The following is a 15,989-nucleotide window of genomic DNA, read 5'->3' on the forward strand; positions in this document are numbered from 1 at the left end:
CTACGCCTGGTAGACCCTCGCGTGGATCGAGGTGCGTTGCTGCAGCGCCCAGCGCAGGGCGCGGTGCAGCCCGTCCTCCAGATACAACCGGTTCTCCCACTGCACCACGTGCGGGAACAGGTCGCCGTAGAACGTCGAGTCCTCGGCGAGCAGCTTGTCCAGCGCCAGCTCCCGCTTGGTGGTGATGAGCTGGTCGAGCCGCACCGGGCGCGGCGGGATCTCGGACCACTGTTTCAGCGTCAGCCCATGTTCCGGATAAGGCCGACCGTCGCGGACCGCCTTGAAGATCATGAACGTTTCACCCCCCTGACGCTGCCAGGGTACCGACCCGGTGCGACAGAACCGACGCCGAGCGTTGTCACAAATCGGCGGTTGTGCCCCAACGTCCACGGTGGGTGACGGTGAGTGACTCGCGGCGGCCACGTTTGAGTGATGGCGACTTGACGTCGGTGGCCCGGTAGCCGATCGTCATCGCGCCGATCGGCGTGTACGCCGCGGGCACCCCGAACGCCTCCCGGTAGGCCGCGTCGGACTCCGGCGGGATGCCGAAGAAGCAGGCGCCCAGCCCCTCGTCGACCGCGCCGAGCAGCACCAGCAGGCTCGCCATCCCGGTGTCGATGTGCCAGTAGGGCACCGGCCAGCGGGCCTCGTCGCGGTCGGACCAGCCCTTGTCCGGCTCGGCGTACCGGTCCAGGTACGCGTCGCGGTGACTGTGCGGCACGACGATCACCGGCGCCCGGCTCATGCCCTCCATCCACGAGGTCAGGCCGGAGTCGGGCGGCGTGGTCGCCGCCCAGAACCTGGCCCGCTCCTCGTCGGTGGTCAGGACCAGGAACTCCCAGCCCTGTGAGAAGCCGGCCGACGGTGCGTGCACCGCGTACCCCAGCAGCTTGTCGACCAACGCGGGGTCCACCGGACGCGACGGGTCGTAGTTGCGCACCATCCGCCGCCGGCGGATCGCCTCAGACAGTTCCACGGATCCCCCATACACCGTGCCAGGACGCTCCCGGCTCCAGCGTCACCACATCACGACCGGACCGGAACGCGTCAGGGGGGCAGGTCATCGGCTCGATGGCGAGGGCCTTCCGCAGCCGATCGGCAGGCAGCGTGTCGGAGGAGTACACCTGCCACCAGCCGAACGACGAGTCGGCCCAGACCGTGACGCCCCGGCCGTCGGGCGCGGTGATCGTCACCTGCGAGCCGCCGTCGGCGTCGGGCTCCACCTCGCCGAACGCCGTGTCGAGGACGGTGCTGCCGAGCCGCCGGCCCTCCACGAAGTCGTATTCGCTGCCCGCCACCCGGGCCGCGCCGATCGGCAGCAGGCGAGCGTCGACGAGCAGCCGGCTGCGGGCCGGGACCTTCAGCGTCAGATCGTCCACCGCGACGCCCGGGACCAGCACGTACGGGTGCGTGGCCAGGCCGAACGGGGCCGCCTCCGAGCCGATGTTGGTCGCCTCGTGCTCGACGCGCAGGCCGCCCTCGCCGACCGACCACGTGGTGCGCAGGCGCAGCGGCCACGAGTACCCCGGCTGCGGCACCAGGTCGTGCTCGACGGTCACGCTGTCCGGCGCGGCGTCGACCAGCCGCCAGCGGGTCCAGTTGACCAGGCCGTGGATGGCGTTGTGCCGCTCGGGCTCGGTGAGGGGCAGTTGCAGGTGATCGCCGCCGAACGCGTACTGCCCGTCGCGGATGCGGTTGGGCCACGGGGCGAGGACCTGCCCGGCGCAGCCGACGGCGTGCTCCTCCTCGGCGAAGCCGGCGATCACGTCGGCGCCGTTGACGGTGTAGCTGCGAACGCCACCGCCGACCTCGACGATGACGGCCTCATGGCCGCCCGAGGTGATCGTCCACTGTGTACCTGAAGGGGCGTGCGAGAGCTGCGCGGCGGCGGCGGTGTCCATGGCCGCGACAATATCCTCAGTGCGACCGGTCGGTGTACCGAAGCAGGACGGGAAATGTCAGGCCGAGCAGGACGGCCACCACGGCGCAGGCGATCCCGCCGCTGACCCAGGAGAAGGTGGCGCTGGTCGCGTCGGCCACCGAGCCGGCTCGAAGGTCACCCAGACGTGGACCTCCGGCCACCACGGCGAAGAACACACCCTGCAGCCGGCCGCGCATCGCGTCGGGCGCGCCGAGGAGCACCGTCTGCCGGTACACGCCACTGATCATGTCGGCGGCGCCGGCGACGGCCATGAAAGCTACACACGCCCACAGCCACGGCACCGCGCCGGCGGCCGCGACCGCGAGCCCCCAGCCGACGACCGCGCCGACGAGCGCGATCCCCTGCCGGCGGACCCGGCCGATCCAGCCGGACGTGAGCCCGGCCAGGGTCGACCCGATGGCGATCGAGGCATACAACCAGCCCAGCGACGCCGCGCCGTAGCGCTGGTCGGCCACGACCGGGAACAGCGCCTTCGGCATCGCGAGGACCATCGCGGCGATGTCGATCGCGAAGGTCAGCAGGATCACCTTCGAGCCGGCGAGGAACCGCAGGCCTTCGCGGATGTCGCGGAGCCCGCCGGTGGTCCTCACCTCAGCCCCGGTCAGCGAGGGCGGTGGCAGCGACGGCAGCCGCAGCGCCGCCCACAACACGATCGTGAACAGGACGGCGTCGACGGCGTACGCGACGGAGAAGTCGGCCGAGGCGATGACCAGACCGGCGCCGACCGGCCCGAAGATCGAGGAGACGCTGGAGGCGGTGAAGCTCAGCGTGTTGGCCGCCGCGACCTCGCCCTCCCCGATCAGCGCCGGGATGATCGCCTGCCGGACCGGGCTGTTCACACCGAACGCCGCCGACTGGGCCGCGATCAGTGCGAGCATCAGGTAGGGGTTGTCCACGTGCAGGACCGCCTGCGCGAGCAGGCCGAGGGTCGTCAGCCACATCAGCGTGGAGCTGGTCAGCAGCACCTTGCGCCGGTCGAACGCGTCCGCGATCGCGCCGCCCCAGATCGAGAACACGATCAGCGGGATGAGGCCGACGAAGCTGGCGATGCCGACCCACAGCGCCGATCTCGTGATGTCGTACACCTGCACCGGCACGGCGACGGCGGTGAACTGGACGCCGAAGAAGGACACCGCGTTGCCGACGAAGAGCCGCCGGTAGGCGACGTGGCGCAACGGCCGCACATCGATCACGTGCTTGCGCAGCCGCTCCTGCACGCTCAAGGCGCGAGTCTTTCCACGGTGTCGCCGGTGTACCGGAGGCGATCGTGCAGCCGGCTCTCCCGCCCCTGCCAGAACTCGACCTCGTCCGGGCTGACCCGGAACCCGCCCCAGAACGGCGGGGCGCCCGGCTCCCCGCGGGCCTCCGCCTCCTCAACCAGCACCCGCAGCTCGTCGCGCGACCGGATGACCCGCGACTGCGGGCTCGCCCACGCGCCGACCTGCGCGCCGTGCGGCCGGACGGCGAAATACTCCTCGGTCTCCTCGCGGGAGACTTTTTCCACAGTCCCGCAGACGATCACCTGGCGGTGCAGCGGGTACCACGGGAAGACCAGGCTCGCCCGAGGGTTCGCCGCGAGGTCCCGGCCCTTGCGGGACTCATAGTTCGTGAAGAACGTGAAGCCGCGCTGGTCGTAGCCCTTGAGCAGCACGGTGCGCGCACTCGGCCGTCCGCTGCCGTCGGCGGTCGCGAGCAGCATCGCGTTGGGCTCGGTCAGCCCCGCCTCGACCGCGTCCGCGAACCAGGTCGCGAACTGCTCCAGCCACGTGCCGGCAAGCCCCTGCTCGGTCAACTCCCCGGTGTACTCGTTCCGCATCCGCGACAAATCTTGCGGTGATGTGCTGGGTCTCACGCTCACATCCTTCCTCCGACGATCACAAATGCGTGAAGATGTGTCACGTAGGACACATCTGAGCCCCCGTTCAGTCGGCGCTGGCACCCCACCGGGGCGAAGATGTCAAAGGGACCACCGGCGGGTAACAAACCTAGTCAGACACCCCCGAAACAGCAGGAGTGCGAGATGTCCGATTTCAAGCCGGGACTCGAGGGCGTCATCGCCTTCGAATCCGAGATTGCGGAGCCCGACAAGGAAGGCGGCGCGCTGCGCTATCGCGGCGTCGACATCGAGGATCTCATCGGCCAGGTGTCCTTCGGCAACGTTTGGGCACTCCTGGTCGACGGCAAGTTCGGCCCCGGCCTGCCCCCGGCGGAGCCGTTCCCGGTGCCGGTGCACTCCGGCGACATCCGGGTCGACGTGCAGTCCGCGGTAGCCATGCTGGCCCCCTACTGGGGCCTCGGCCAGCTGCTGGACATCGAGACGCCCCAGGCCCGCGAGGACCTCGCCCGGGTCAGCGTCACCGCCCTGTCGTTCGTCGCGCAGGCCGCCCGCGGCCTGGGGCTGCCGGCCGTGCCGCAGAAGGAGATCGACAAGGCCGACACGATCGTCGAGCGGTTCATGCGCCGCTGGCGGGGCGACCCCGACCCGCGCCACGTCAAGGCCGTCGACGCCTACTTCATCTCCGCCGCCGAGCACGGCATGAACGCCTCCACGTTCACCACCCGGGTCGTCGCCTCCACCGGCGCCGACGCCGCGGCCTGCATCTCCTCCGGCATCGGCGCGCTGTCCGGCCCGCTGCACGGCGGCGCACCTTCCCGTGTCCTGGGCATGATCGAGGCCGTGGAGCGCAGCGGCGACGCGGAGGGCTACGTCAAGAGCGTCCTGGACCGCGGCGAGCGCCTCATGGGCTTCGGCCACCGCGTCTACCGCGCCGAGGACCCGCGCGCCCGCGTGCTGCGCCGCACCGCCAAGGAGCTCGGCGCGCCGCGCTTCGAGATCGCCGAGGCCCTGGAGAAGGCGGCCCTCGCCGAGCTGCACGCCCGCCGCCCCGACCGGGTCCTCGCCACCAACGTCGAGTTCTGGTCCGCGGTCGTGCTCGACTTCGCCGAGGTGCCGGCGCACATGTTCACGTCGATGTTCACCTGCGCCCGGGTCGCCGGCTGGAGCGCGCACATCCTCGAGCAGAAGGAGCTGGGCCGCCTGGTCCGGCCGTCCGCCACGTATGTGGGCCCCGGCCCGCGCAAGCCCTCCGACGTCGAGGGTTGGTCGCACGTCGCGTGACGGCGCGCTTCTGATGTGACGCGCGTCGCCCTCGACGCTGAATCGACCTGGATCGCGGCGGCGGAAGTGGCAGGATTCGCGGAGTACCCGCACCTGCCCGCCCGCCGCCGCAACCCGGAGTACTCACACATGGTCGACATCCGCATTCCCGATGAGCTGAAGCCCGCCGACGGCCGCTTCGGTTCAGGCCCGAGCAAGGTCCGGCCCGAGGCCGTGCAGGCCCTCGCCGGTGTCGCGACCTCCTACCTCGGCACCAGCCACCGGCAGAAGACCGTCCGCGACGAGGTCGCCCGGCTCCGCCGCGGCTTCGCCGAGCTGTTCAGCATCCCCGACGGCTACGAGGTCGTCCTGGGCAACGGCGGCAGCACCGCGTTCTGGGAGATCGCGGTCTTCGGCCTGATCCGTGACCGCGCGCAGTTCGCCAGCTTCGGCGAGTTCGGCGCGAAGTTCGGCAGCGCCGCGAAGAAGGCGCCGTTCATCGGCGACCCCACGATCATCAAGGCCGACCCGGGCACCGCCGCGTTCCTGCGGGCCGAGGAGGGCGTCGACACGTACTGCTCGCCGCAGAACGAGACCTCGACCGGTGTCTCCGTGCCGGTCCGGCGGGTCGGGTCCGGTCTCGTGCTGACCGACGCCACCTCGGGCGCCGGCGGCCTCGACGTCGACCTCACGCAGACCGACGTCTACTACTTCGCCCCGCAGAAGTGCTTCGGCTCCGACGGCGGCCTGTGGATCGCGATCATGTCGCCGGCCGCGATCGCCCGCGTCGCGGAGATCAAGGAGTCCGGCCGGTACATCCCCGACTTCTTCGACCTGCAGACGGCGATCGACAACTCGCGCCTCGAGCAGACCTACAACACTCCGGCATTGTCGACGATCTTCCTCACCGCCGAGCAGGTCGACTGGATGAACGCCAACGGCGGCCTGTCCTTCGCGACCAAGCGCAGCGCGGAGTCGGCGGCCATCCTGTACGGCTGGGCCGAGCGCTCGCCCGTCGCGACGCCGTTCGTCACCGACATCACCGTGCGGTCCAACGTCGTGGGCACCATCGACTTCGCCGACTCCGTGGACGCGACGGCCCTGGCCAAGGTGCTGCGCGCCAACGGGATCGTGGACACCGACCCGTATCGCAAGCTCGGCCGCAACCAGCTGCGGATCGCGATGTTCCCGACCGTGGACCCGGCCGACGTCGAGGCGCTGACGGCTTCCATCGATTACGTCATCGAGCGTCTTTAGTTTGTATGTACGAATGCCCGCCGCCGGTTTGCTTCGTTTGCTCTGGTGGCGGGCATTGCTCTTTGCTTTCTCCCGGCGCGGCACGCTTCGCTCCAGCTAGGGTTACGCGTACTGTGACCGAGTGGTGCCGGGAAAGTCGGTGCCGATGCGGGTGGGACGGAGGCACGCTATGCGGCCTGTGCGATTCGTCGCCCTCTCCGAGGACGGCCAAGCGTTCGTTCTCGCCGATGAGGTCGGCCGACTGCTCGCGCTCCCGATCGATGACCGGGTGCACAGCGCGCTGCGTCCTGACCAGAGCCACCCGACCACGACGATGGAGACCGCCGCGTCGCAGCTCGCGCCGCGCGACATCCAGGCGCGCATCCGCTCCGGCGAGTCCGCCGAAGAGGTCGCCCGCGTCGCCGGCGTCCCGGTCGACCGGGTCCTGCGCTACGCCGGGCCGGTCCTGCAGGAGCGGGCCATGCTCGCCCAGCACGCCCGCCGCACCCGGCTGAAGACCTCCGACAAGGGCTCGTCCCTCGCCGAGGTCGTCGACGCGCGCCTCGGCCAGCACGGCATCGACACGGAGAAGATCTCGTGGGATGCGTACCGGCGCGAGGACGGCACCTGGCGGATCACCGCGACCTGGCCGAGCGGCAAGGCGACGGCGCAGGCCGTGTGGGAGCTCGACAAGGCCCGCCAGCAGGTCGCCCCGCACGACGACATGGCGCAGTACCTGTGCACCGAGCGCGCACCGCATGTGCTGGGCCAGGAGCCGCCGGCGCCGGACCGCACGCTGCCCACCCGCGGCGAGACCAGCCGCGGCGACCTCGGCATGCGCCCCGACCCGCTGCGCCACGGCAGCGGCGGGCACGAGCTGATCCGCCCCTCGAACGTCCAGCCGTCGGCCCCTTCGACGCGGGGACGTGGGCTGGGCTCCATGAACCCCGACCCGATCCGGGCCGGGCGGGACGCGCTGCTCGCGTCGCTCGACCGGCCGCTGGGCTCGTCCCCCGCTGATGAGCCCGCGCCCGCTCCCGCCCCGATCGTCCAGGGTGAGAACCGGGCGCGTGGCGCGGCCGCGCTGATCGGCCGCTCGCCGTTCGACGACGACAGCGACCAGAGCAAGGAGATCCCGGCGGTGCCGTCGCTCGCCGTGCTCCGCCCCCGGCGCAACACCCCGTCCGCCGCGTCCGCCGACCAGCCGAGCACGCCCGACAAGCCGCGCAAGCGCCTGCCCAGCTGGGACGACGTGCTCTTCGGCGGGGCACCGTCCGCTGCCCGGGAAACCAGCTGATCCCTGCTTTTCCCAGGGGATAGGTTGGTGTGCATGGAGTACACCAACCTCGGGCGGACCGGCCTCTCGGTCAGCCGCCTGTGCCTCGGGACCATGAACTTCGGGCCCAAGACCACCGAGCCCGACAGCTTCGCGATCATGGACCGGGCACTGGACCACGGCATCAACTTCTTCGACACCGCCAACGTCTACGGCTGGAAGCTCGGCGAAGGCGTCACCGAGCAGATCATCGGCCGCTGGATCGCCCAGGGCGGTGGCCGGCGCGAGAAGGTCGTGCTCGCCACCAAGGTCTACGGCAAGATGCAGGAGTGGCCCAACGGCCAGGGCCTCTCCGCGCGCCACATCATCGCCGAGGCCGAGGCCTCGCTCCGCCGCCTGCAGACGGATTACATCGACCTGTACCAGATGCACCACATCTCCCGCAGCACGCCGTGGGAGGAGATCTGGCAGGCGATGGAGCTCCTCGTCGCGCAGGGCAAGGTCCTCTACGTCGGCTCGTCGAACTTCGCCGGCTGGCACATCGCGCAGGCCCAGGAGTCGGCGTCCCGGCGGCACTTCCTCGGCCTCGTCGCCGAGCAGTGCATCTACAACCTCATGGCGCGCACGGTCGAGCTGGAGGTGCTGCCCGCCGCCCGCCAGTACGGGCTGGGCGTCATCCCCTGGTCACCCCTGCACGGCGGCCTGCTCAGCGGCGCCATCGCGAAGGCCGCCGCGGGCTCCGCCGGCCGGTCCTCCGAGGGCCGCGCCGCGGAAGGCCTGCTCCAGCACCGGACCGCGATCGAGGCGTACGAGAAGCTGGCCGCGTCGCTTGACGCCGACCCGTCCAACCTGGCGCTCGCGTGGCTGCTCGCGCAGGACGGCGTCACCGCGCCGATCATCGGGCCCCGCACGATCGAGCAGCTCGACTCGACCCTCGGCACCTTCGACGTGCCCTTGGACGAGGCCACCCTGCAGCGGCTCGACGAGCTCTTCCCGCCGGTCGGCAACGGCGGCCCCGGCCCGGAGGCCTGGGCCTGGTAGGGCTTCTGCCTCAGCGCGGTTCTCGGGTGCTGCCTCAGCGTGGTCTCGGGTGCTGCCTCAGCGTGGTTCTCGGGTGCTGCCTCAGCGTGGTCTCGGGTGCTGCCTCAGCGTGGTTCTCGGGTGCTGCCTCAGCGTGGTTCTCGGGTCGTGGCCAGCATCTCGTAGGTTGGCCGCGGCCCGAGCTCGCTCTTCATCAGCCGCACGTCGTCCACCGGCCATTCCGGGCCCTCATACGCGCGGAGCACTTCCAGGTCGGCGGCCAGGTCGGCGCCCGGAAGCCGGTCCCCCGGCCGGGCGATCGTCACGTGCGGCTGCAGCGGCCTGTGGTCGAACGGCAGCTTGCGCTTCTTGAGCAGCTTCCGCACCGCGTCCCCGAGCGGCGCCACGTCCCCGTCGACCTTCGCGACCAGCGTGGTGAACTTCCCCCGCCCGAACCGGCCGCCACCCCTGATCCGCACCCGGGGCACGATCTGCGGCAACGCCTCCAGCACCTCGACCGCGTCGTCCCGCCGCTCGTCCTCCACGTCACCGATGAACGCCAGCGTCATGTGCCACTGCGCGGCCGGCACGAGCCGCAGCGACTGCCCCTCCGGCATCGGCCTGGCCACGGCGAGCGTGCCGACCATCGCCGCGAAGTGCCGCTCGGCCTCTTCCGGCAGGTACGCCGCGATGAACAGCCTCACCGCTGCTCGGTCTTGGTGTCGCGCAACGCCAGCCCGGCGCGCTGCAACTCGCCCTCGACCCTCAACCGCTCAACCTCCAGGTCGACCCCGCTCACCTCGTCAAGGTACTGGTCGATCCCCAACTGCACGCACGCGACCCGCAACGCTTCGTCGTACGCCCGCTGCACCGCGTTGAACCACACCGGCGACCTGGTGGCCACCCCCATCCGCAACCGGTTCAACCGGCGCAGGTCCCCCGCGAGCTGCTCGATCGGCGGCCCCGCCGGCACCGGCGCCGGCGGCGCGGCGACCGTGTGCAGCACCCGCCCGGCCCAGCTCAGGTGCCACCGCCGCCGCACCGGCCCGTCCCGCCACCCCGGCGCGCGCTCCTTGCGCCGGAACAGCTTCTTGAAGATCCGCCGGATCCCCCGCCCCACCCGCTCGAACATCTCATCGGCGGAAATGAGCAGCAGGCAGACCAGACACGGCGCCACGGCGATCAGCCCTATGGCACCGACGACCAGCAGGCCGTGCAACACGCCCACACCTTGAGGCTAAGCCCGCACGAACAACGATCGCCACCGATCAACCCAACTTCGGCACCGACTCGCAATCAAGCCGCCCTCCACGTCGCGGCTGCGTCCGCTTCACGCCACTTGCGCCTTTCAGCCGGCCCTCCACTGCCACCGCTCTCCGCCTCCAGCCCCGCATCTTTGATCACGCCGGGTTGATCAAAGCCGTCCCAGGGCCTCCCTGGGGCCTCCCCGGGGCTTCGATCATGCTGGCTGCCGGGTGCGCGATGTGCTGGCCGGCGTGGCGCGAGGACGCAACGTTTGCGTCGACGGGTCACTCCTGCCGCGTGCGCACTGGCACCGTGGGCAGCGCAGCGTTCAGTCCATCGCCGCCGAGCTCCCCCGGCGCATCCGCCCCGGCCGCACCACAACAGCCAAGCCACCGTCGCGCCCGTAACGGCGCAGAGGTCGCCGTCATACCTCACGGCCATCGGAACCGATCCGCGGCAACCCGGAGCTGACCGACGAGGTCCCGGCGTTGATCTGCGGCAACCCGGAGCTGACCGGTGCCGGCCGGGTCGAGCCGGTGGCACCCCTCGTCGCCACCGGATCGCCCACTACCGCATCGCCCGACTGCCAAATCGCCACAGCCAACTCGCCAACTGCTGCCCATCCCGTCCTCAGGGCACCGCTGTCGGCCCTGCCAGCCGGGTCTTGCCCGTCAGCCCGCTGCTACCCGTCCATCGTCAACCCTGAGCACCCACGGTCAGCCCTGCCCTTGACCCGTCTTCAGCCCTTGCTGAGCACCCGTGACTGGCTCTGACGGCCCGGACCGTCGGCAGCGAAGCACCCGAGCACCGCTGTCAGCCGGCCTACCACCGGCTGTCACCCGTCCCCGTCCCCGTCCCCGTCCTGTCTCCCGAGTCCGCCATACCTCCTGAGCACGTGTTTGTCAGCGTTGCCACCAGGCCTTGCCGTCAGCCCGACGCCGCCCAGATCCCGGCGTCAACCTTCGCCGAACACCAGCTGGCCAGGCCCGACGCTCAGGCCCGAACTTTCAGGCCCGAACTTTCAGGCCCGGTCGTCAAACCCATCGCCGCCCCATCGCCGCCCCATCGCCGCCCCATCGCCGTCGCTGGCGTTGCCGAGCAACCGTGGTCGACCCTGTCCACTCGAGTCGTGCCGCCGTCCACGCTGCCCGGACCCGCCCGTCAGCCATGCCCGCACAGAGCACCGTCGTCAGTCCCTGCCGTCCGTCGCCCACCCCGCTCTCGTCGTCGGTTTCCGAAAGACACCACGACTGGTTGCCCGGATCGGCCGCCCCCGTCGGTCAGCCGACCCAGCCCGCTGGTCGCGGTGCAGACAGCTACTGCGTCGAGGCCACCAGTAAGTTGCGCAGCTCGGTCAGGGTGGCTTCGTCGCCCTCGGCCTGGACGTCGGAGCGGCCGGGGGACTCCCGCGCCCACAGCCACCGCAACACGCCGGCCGCGTCGCCACTGACGGTGGCGTCCAAGGGGGTCGAGGCGGCGGTCGCCGGGTCGGCGTCGCTGACGTCGGCGCCGGTCTTCTCGGTGCGGATCAGCCAGCCAGGCCCGTCGTTGACCCCGACGATCACCGTGCGGCCGGTCGCGCCGGCAAGGACTGGCTGGAAGTCCTCCAGCCACGCGTGTGAGCCATATCCCACGAACAGCTTCAGCACCTCGTCGATCCCGTCGACGGCCAGGTCGTCGGGGATCGCGGCGACCGGCACATCGAGCGCCAGCTCGGCGTCGAGGCGGTGGATCACGGTCTCCTGTGCCATCCGCCGGATCCAGAAGCCGACCGTCTGGTCCGGCTCGTGCCAGGTGCGCGACGGGTCGGTGGCGTCGCGGGCGGCGAACTCGGCGGCGAGCTCGGCATAGGCGCGGTCGAGCAGCTCGATCGGGCCTTCGGACTGCAGGCCGGCCGGCGGCCAGGGATCAGGGAACGCGTTGAGCCGCATGCACGCGACCTTGTGCAGGTAGACCTCGGCAACGTGCCTGACCAGGTCCGCGACGGTCCATCCGGGGCAGCTCGGCACCGTGGCGGTCAGGTCCGACGCGGCGACCTCCCGCAGGCGCGCGTAGTCGTCGGCAAGGCATTCCAGCAATCGCGATCGCTCCATGCCCGCGACCTAATCACATGGGTACGACAAAAAATCAGCGAACGGCCGGCCGCACCCGCGGCACGCGCAGCTCGAACGCCGGCGTGTCCTTCCGGGCCGGCTCGAACACGTGGAGGTGGGGGCTGGGGCGCAGGTGCACGCTCACCTTCCCGCCGACCTTGCGCAGCTGCATGGCGGCCACCACGAACGTGGCCAGGACGGACACGAGGCCGCCGATCCAGATGCCGGACCGTGGCCCGTACCGCTCCGCGCACCAGCCGATGATCAGCGAGCCCAGGGGTGTGCTGCCGAGGAAGACCAGGACGTACAGCGCCATGACCCGCCCTCGAAACTCAGGATCGGTGCCGAGCTGGACGCGCTGGTTCGCCGCCTGCGCGAAGTAGATCATGAAGAACCCGGTGGGCAGGAGGAGCAGCACCGCCGTGAGGAACGTGGGTGCGAACCCGACGAGCGTCTCGAACCCACCGAACAGCACGGCGGCGGCGAGCACCGCGTAGGCCGTGGGCCGTGCCCGGCGGCGCGAGCTGGCCAGGGCGCCGGCCAGCGCACCGACCGCGAGCGCGGTGGTGAGCAGGCCGAAATACTGGGCGGAGGCGTTGAACTCGACCTTCGCCAGGACGGCGAGCGTGAGCTGGAAGTTGAAGCCGAACAGCCCGACCACCAGGACCAGCAGGATGGCGAGACTGAGATCGGAACGGCGTTTGACGTAGCGCAGTCCGTCGATGGTACGGGCATCGCTCGCCGAAACCGGCGGCCCCTCGACCCGGAACAGTTCCTCGGTGCGCATGCGGGTCAGCCCCACCAGCGGGGCGATGCACAAGGCCGCCGTGATCATGAAAATCGGGCCGGTTCGGTCGTGCAGCAGCGCGATGACCAGCCCGGCGATCGCGGGGCCGACCACCCGCGCGGTGTTGAACGTGGCGGAGGACAGCGACAGCGCATTGGGCAGCAGCTCCCTGCTGACCAGTTCGGAGACGAACGCCTGCCGCACCGGGGTCTCGATCGCGCTGATCACGCCGAAGAGGGCCGCGGTCACGAAGACCCACCAGAGGTTCACGACCCCGGTGAGGACCAGCGCGCCGAGCAGGGCCGCGACCAGTGCGGATGCGAAGTTTGCGATGAGGAGCAGGCGGCGTTTGTCGAACCGGTCGGCGAGCTGACCTCCGTACAATGTGAGCAGCAGGACAGGCGTGAACTGCAGGGCCGTCACGATGCCCAGCGCAGTCGGCGAGTTGTCGGACAGCTGCAGGACGAGCCAGTCCTGCGCGACGACCATCATCCACGTGCCGAGAAGCTTGACCAGTTGTCCGGTCGAGAACAGCCGGTAGTTACGGACCTTCAGCGAACCGAAGACGGTCATGCGTTGCGGCCTATCCGGCCGAGGATCTCGGCCGCCTTTCCGAGCGTCTCGCGCTCCTCCGGGGTGAGCGCGGCGAGCTGCTTGGCCAGCCACTCGTCGCGGGCGCGGCGGTGCTCGAGGATGACGGCGCGGCCCGACTCGGTGGCGGCGAGGATGACCTGCCGGCCGTCGGTCGGGTGCGGGGTGCGCTGGACCAGGCCGCGCTCCTCCAGCTTCGCCACGATCTTGGTGAGGGTCGGCGGCTGGACCCGCTCGGCGTCGGCCAGCTCGCGGGGGGTCAGCGCACCGTTGAGTTCGAGGCTTGTCAATGCCGACAGCTGGGTGATCGTCAGGTCGCCGATCGGTCTGGCCTGACGCAGGCGGCGGTTGAGTCGGGTGATGCTGTCCCGCAGCGCCGCCGCGAGCTGCGCTGCAGTGATCTTCGGGGCACGGACCATCATCACAGTCGTTAGCTTATCTAATAAGCTTGGCTAACGACCTGTGTCGGTGATCACGGGGAGTACCGTGTGCGGCGTGACCAGCCAGCCGAAGCCGCTCGACCCGCCGATGGTGCCGTTCGCCCTCGCCGGGCTCGGACTGTGGATCATCGCGGTGCTCGTGATGCTGCCGTTCCGCGACGAGTTGGCCGATGCCGGGCACGGCAACTGGTTCGGCATCGCCGTCGCCGGCGTGCTGTGGGGTATTCCAGGCGGTTTGACCATGGTCGTGCACGACCGCAACCGGAAGCGTCGGCGCGCGACGTCCGATTCGTTCAAGACCGGGGAGCGCGGCGGCGCCTAGCCTCGAGGGCATGGCTCCCAAACTCAACTACGTCGGCCTCGTGGTGGCCGACATGCCCAGAACCCTCGCGTTCTACCGGCTGCTCGGCCTGGACATCCCGGCCGATCAGGACGCCGCGCCGCACGCCGAGCACGCGCTGCCCGGCGGCATGAGAATCTGCTGGGACACCGAGGAGACGATCCGTTCGTTCGACCCGGAATGGTCACCCACGGCCGGCGACGGTCGGTCCGCCATCGGCTTCGAGTGCGACACGCCCGCCGAGGTCGACAAGGTCTACGACGCGATGGTTTCCGCAGGGTACGAAGGTCACCTGGCGCCCTGGGACGCATTCTGGGGCATGCGGTACGCCGTCCTGCACGACCCCGACGGCCACGGCGTCGACCTCTACTGCACTATCGGATGACCTCGCGCAGGGGTGCGCCGGCCAGCGCCTTCACCTCGCGGGAGAGGTGCGCCTGGTCGGCGTAGCCGCTGCTGACCGCCACCAGGCCGAACGGCATGCCGCCCCGGGCCAGGTCCAGCGCCGCGTTCACGCGCAGGATCCGGGAGAGCGTTTTCAGGCCGTACCCGAACAGGTGCAGACCGCGGCGGTGCAGTTGCCGCTCGCTCAGGCCGACGTCGGCCGCGATCTCCGACACCGGGCGCAGCGCCCTGAGCCGTTCAACCACCGCGCCCACCCAGGGCTCGTCCGGTTTGTCGTTCCTGGCGAATGCCGCCTCGAGCTGCCGGGCCGGATCAGCGGCCTCGTCGAGCAGCTCGGTGAGCCGCCTGACGCGCGCCGACGGCCACAGCGCCGACAGCGGCACCCGCTGGTCACGCAGCTCGTCGGCGGGGATGCCGAGCAATCCTGGCGCCGTACCCGGACCGAAACGGATCGCCGTATACGTGCGGGCGCCTTCACTGACACCCACCTTCGCGGTGGTGTCCGGACCGGCGACGAGCAGCTGACCGGCGTAGTGGATCACGTCCATGCAGCCATCCGGCAGGACGCGGACCAGCTCACTCCCGCCCGATCCGCGTTGCCAGACCGTCGCGCCGGGTATGCGCGACGGTCGCTCCCGATAGCCGAACTCAGCCGTGGCCATAGGGTTCGGCGGGCTCGGCCTCGTCGACCGAGCCGTGCGCCCGGCTGACGGACACCGACTCGACCTCGCTGTCGTCGAACACCGTCGGCAGCTCGTCGACCGCCTGGACCTGCTCGACCAGCACCTCGGAGTGCGCACCGCAGCCGTGGTCGACGCTGACGACCTGGGCGTCGTCGGGCGCATACTCGTTGCCGCACACCCCGAACGACTGCCGCATCGAACCGGCGAGCTGCAGGTAGAACCCGCACGAACCGCACCGGGCCGCCGACGGCGCCGCGACGGAGATCGGCGCGTTGGGACCACGGTCGCCGTCATACCACCGCTGGGCGGCGTCGAGCCGGCCCTCGCGGGACAGCACCCGGACCCGGCCGAGACCGAACTCCCAGTTGGTCTCCTCGACCGCCGGGTCATCGGACTGCACGTAACCCGGCGCGAGCCGCACATCGTCTGCCGGCGTCGGCAGCAGGTCGCCGACGCCCAGGTCACCGGGCTGCAACCGCTCCTGCCACGGCACCCACTCGGGCGCGCGCAGCGCCTCGGGCCCCGGCAGCAGCGTCGACTCACAGATCGTCACCTGCTTGCTGCGCGGGATCCTGGTGACGCTCACCGCCCAGCGCCAGCCCCGGTATCCAGGCAGGCCACAGGCGAAGAAATGGGTGACGAGCCGCTCACCTTCGGCAACCACGCCCAGATGCTCACCGATATGGTCCGGGTCGACGACGTCCAGCCCGAGGCGGGCGATCTCCACGGCGTCCGCGCAGACCTGGTCGGGCTTGCCCGCGCGGCCGCTGGAGCGGGTCGGAGCAGTCGAGGCTGTCACGCTCTCCATTGTTCCTCATCGCCACGCCCGATGAG

At 70.6% G+C, this 15,989-nt stretch carries 18 protein-coding genes; 6 read left to right on the forward strand and 12 right to left on the reverse strand.

Features of this window, described 5'->3' with window-relative positions:
• The 5 genes from Dsi01nite_RS27400 to pdxH all read right to left on the reverse strand — a co-directional run bounded on the left by Dsi01nite_RS27400 (position 1) and on the right by pdxH (position 3,758).
• A complete protein-coding gene (locus Dsi01nite_RS27400; RefSeq protein ID WP_203849149.1) occupies positions 1-291 on the reverse strand; it encodes a type II toxin-antitoxin system VapB family antitoxin in 291 nt (96 codons plus the stop codon).
• A gap of 67 nt (positions 292-358) precedes the next feature.
• Complete coding sequence (locus Dsi01nite_RS27405; protein WP_203849150.1) at positions 359-976, reverse strand: nitroreductase family protein; 618 nt, start codon at positions 974-976, stop codon at positions 359-361.
• Positions 963-1,901: an aldose 1-epimerase family protein gene (locus Dsi01nite_RS27410; protein WP_203849151.1), complete on the reverse strand. Its 939-nt coding sequence runs from the start codon at positions 1,899-1,901 to the stop codon at positions 963-965. Before Dsi01nite_RS27410 ends, Dsi01nite_RS27405 begins: the two co-directional genes overlap by 14 nt.
• A 16-nt stretch (positions 1,902-1,917) precedes the next feature.
• Positions 1,918-3,165 carry an MFS transporter gene (locus tag Dsi01nite_RS27415; protein ID WP_203849152.1) on the reverse strand — a complete coding sequence of 416 codons (1,248 nt, stop codon included), beginning with the start codon at positions 3,163-3,165 and terminating at the stop codon, positions 1,918-1,920.
• Complete coding sequence (pdxH, locus tag Dsi01nite_RS27420; RefSeq protein ID WP_203849153.1) at positions 3,162-3,758, reverse strand: pyridoxamine 5'-phosphate oxidase; 597 nt, start codon at positions 3,756-3,758, stop codon at positions 3,162-3,164. The genes Dsi01nite_RS27415 and pdxH overlap by 4 nt, the downstream gene beginning before the upstream one ends.
• A 204-nt stretch (positions 3,759-3,962) precedes the next feature.
• Here pdxH and Dsi01nite_RS27425 point away from each other — a divergent pair, with 204 nt between their 5' ends.
• The 4 genes from Dsi01nite_RS27425 to Dsi01nite_RS27440 all read left to right on the forward strand — a co-directional run bounded on the left by Dsi01nite_RS27425 (position 3,963) and on the right by Dsi01nite_RS27440 (position 8,592).
• Entirely contained in the window at positions 3,963-5,060 is a 1,098-nt protein-coding gene (locus Dsi01nite_RS27425) for a citrate synthase 2 (RefSeq protein WP_203849154.1), read from the forward strand.
• A gap of 129 nt (positions 5,061-5,189) precedes the next feature.
• Positions 5,190-6,296, forward strand: coding sequence for a phosphoserine transaminase (gene serC, locus Dsi01nite_RS27430; RefSeq protein WP_203849316.1), 1,107 nt, complete (start codon positions 5,190-5,192; stop codon positions 6,294-6,296).
• Between the two features lie 169 nt (positions 6,297-6,465).
• Positions 6,466-7,572, forward strand: coding sequence for a septation protein SepH (sepH, locus tag Dsi01nite_RS27435; protein ID WP_203849155.1), 1,107 nt, complete (start codon positions 6,466-6,468; stop codon positions 7,570-7,572).
• Between the two features lie 33 nt (positions 7,573-7,605).
• Positions 7,606-8,592, forward strand: coding sequence for an aldo/keto reductase (locus tag Dsi01nite_RS27440; protein WP_203849156.1), 987 nt, complete (start codon positions 7,606-7,608; stop codon positions 8,590-8,592).
• Positions 8,593-8,720: 128 nt separating this feature from the next.
• On the opposite strand, the gene thpR is transcribed toward Dsi01nite_RS27440, so the two are convergent.
• The 5 genes from thpR to Dsi01nite_RS27465 form a co-directional block, all read right to left on the reverse strand.
• Positions 8,721-9,275, reverse strand: a complete 555-nt coding sequence (thpR, locus tag Dsi01nite_RS27445) for an RNA 2',3'-cyclic phosphodiesterase (RefSeq protein ID WP_203849157.1) — start codon at positions 9,273-9,275, stop codon at positions 8,721-8,723.
• Positions 9,272-9,799 carry a hypothetical protein gene (locus Dsi01nite_RS27450; RefSeq protein WP_203849158.1) on the reverse strand — a complete coding sequence of 176 codons (528 nt, stop codon included), beginning with the start codon at positions 9,797-9,799 and terminating at the stop codon, positions 9,272-9,274. The genes thpR and Dsi01nite_RS27450 overlap by 4 nt, the downstream gene beginning before the upstream one ends.
• Before the next feature lie 1,333 nt (positions 9,800-11,132).
• The gene (locus Dsi01nite_RS27455; protein WP_203849159.1) at positions 11,133-11,909 is read right to left on the reverse strand and encodes a maleylpyruvate isomerase family mycothiol-dependent enzyme; all 777 of its coding nucleotides are present in this window, start codon (positions 11,907-11,909) and stop codon (positions 11,133-11,135) included.
• Between the two features lie 34 nt (positions 11,910-11,943).
• Complete coding sequence (locus Dsi01nite_RS27460) at positions 11,944-13,269, reverse strand: MFS transporter (protein WP_203849160.1); 1,326 nt, start codon at positions 13,267-13,269, stop codon at positions 11,944-11,946.
• Positions 13,266-13,709, reverse strand: coding sequence for a MarR family winged helix-turn-helix transcriptional regulator (locus tag Dsi01nite_RS27465; protein WP_203849317.1), 444 nt, complete (start codon positions 13,707-13,709; stop codon positions 13,266-13,268). Before Dsi01nite_RS27465 ends, Dsi01nite_RS27460 begins: the two co-directional genes overlap by 4 nt.
• Before the next feature lie 106 nt (positions 13,710-13,815).
• On the opposite strand from Dsi01nite_RS27465, the gene Dsi01nite_RS27470 reads away from it, so the two are divergent.
• Both Dsi01nite_RS27470 and Dsi01nite_RS27475 read left to right on the forward strand, forming a co-directional pair.
• Positions 13,816-14,049, forward strand: coding sequence for a DUF2530 domain-containing protein (locus Dsi01nite_RS27470; protein WP_203849318.1), 234 nt, complete (start codon positions 13,816-13,818; stop codon positions 14,047-14,049).
• 10 nt (positions 14,050-14,059) lie between these two features.
• Positions 14,060-14,452, forward strand: coding sequence for a VOC family protein (locus Dsi01nite_RS27475; RefSeq protein ID WP_203849161.1), 393 nt, complete (start codon positions 14,060-14,062; stop codon positions 14,450-14,452).
• Here Dsi01nite_RS27475 and Dsi01nite_RS27480 read toward each other — a convergent pair.
• Positions 14,442-15,134 (reverse strand): helix-turn-helix domain-containing protein, encoded by a 693-nt coding sequence (locus Dsi01nite_RS27480; protein ID WP_203849162.1) that lies wholly within the window; start codon positions 15,132-15,134, stop codon positions 14,442-14,444. The genes Dsi01nite_RS27475 and Dsi01nite_RS27480 overlap by 11 nt on opposite strands.
• Positions 15,121-15,954, reverse strand: a complete 834-nt coding sequence (locus Dsi01nite_RS27485) for a DUF3027 domain-containing protein (RefSeq protein WP_239136209.1) — start codon at positions 15,952-15,954, stop codon at positions 15,121-15,123. The genes Dsi01nite_RS27480 and Dsi01nite_RS27485 overlap by 14 nt, the downstream gene beginning before the upstream one ends.
• Between the last annotated feature and the right edge of the window lie 35 nt (positions 15,955-15,989).

This window comes from Dactylosporangium siamense (genome assembly GCF_016862795.1).
GTDB classification, from domain to species: domain Bacteria; phylum Actinomycetota; class Actinomycetes; order Mycobacteriales; family Micromonosporaceae; genus Dactylosporangium; species Dactylosporangium siamense.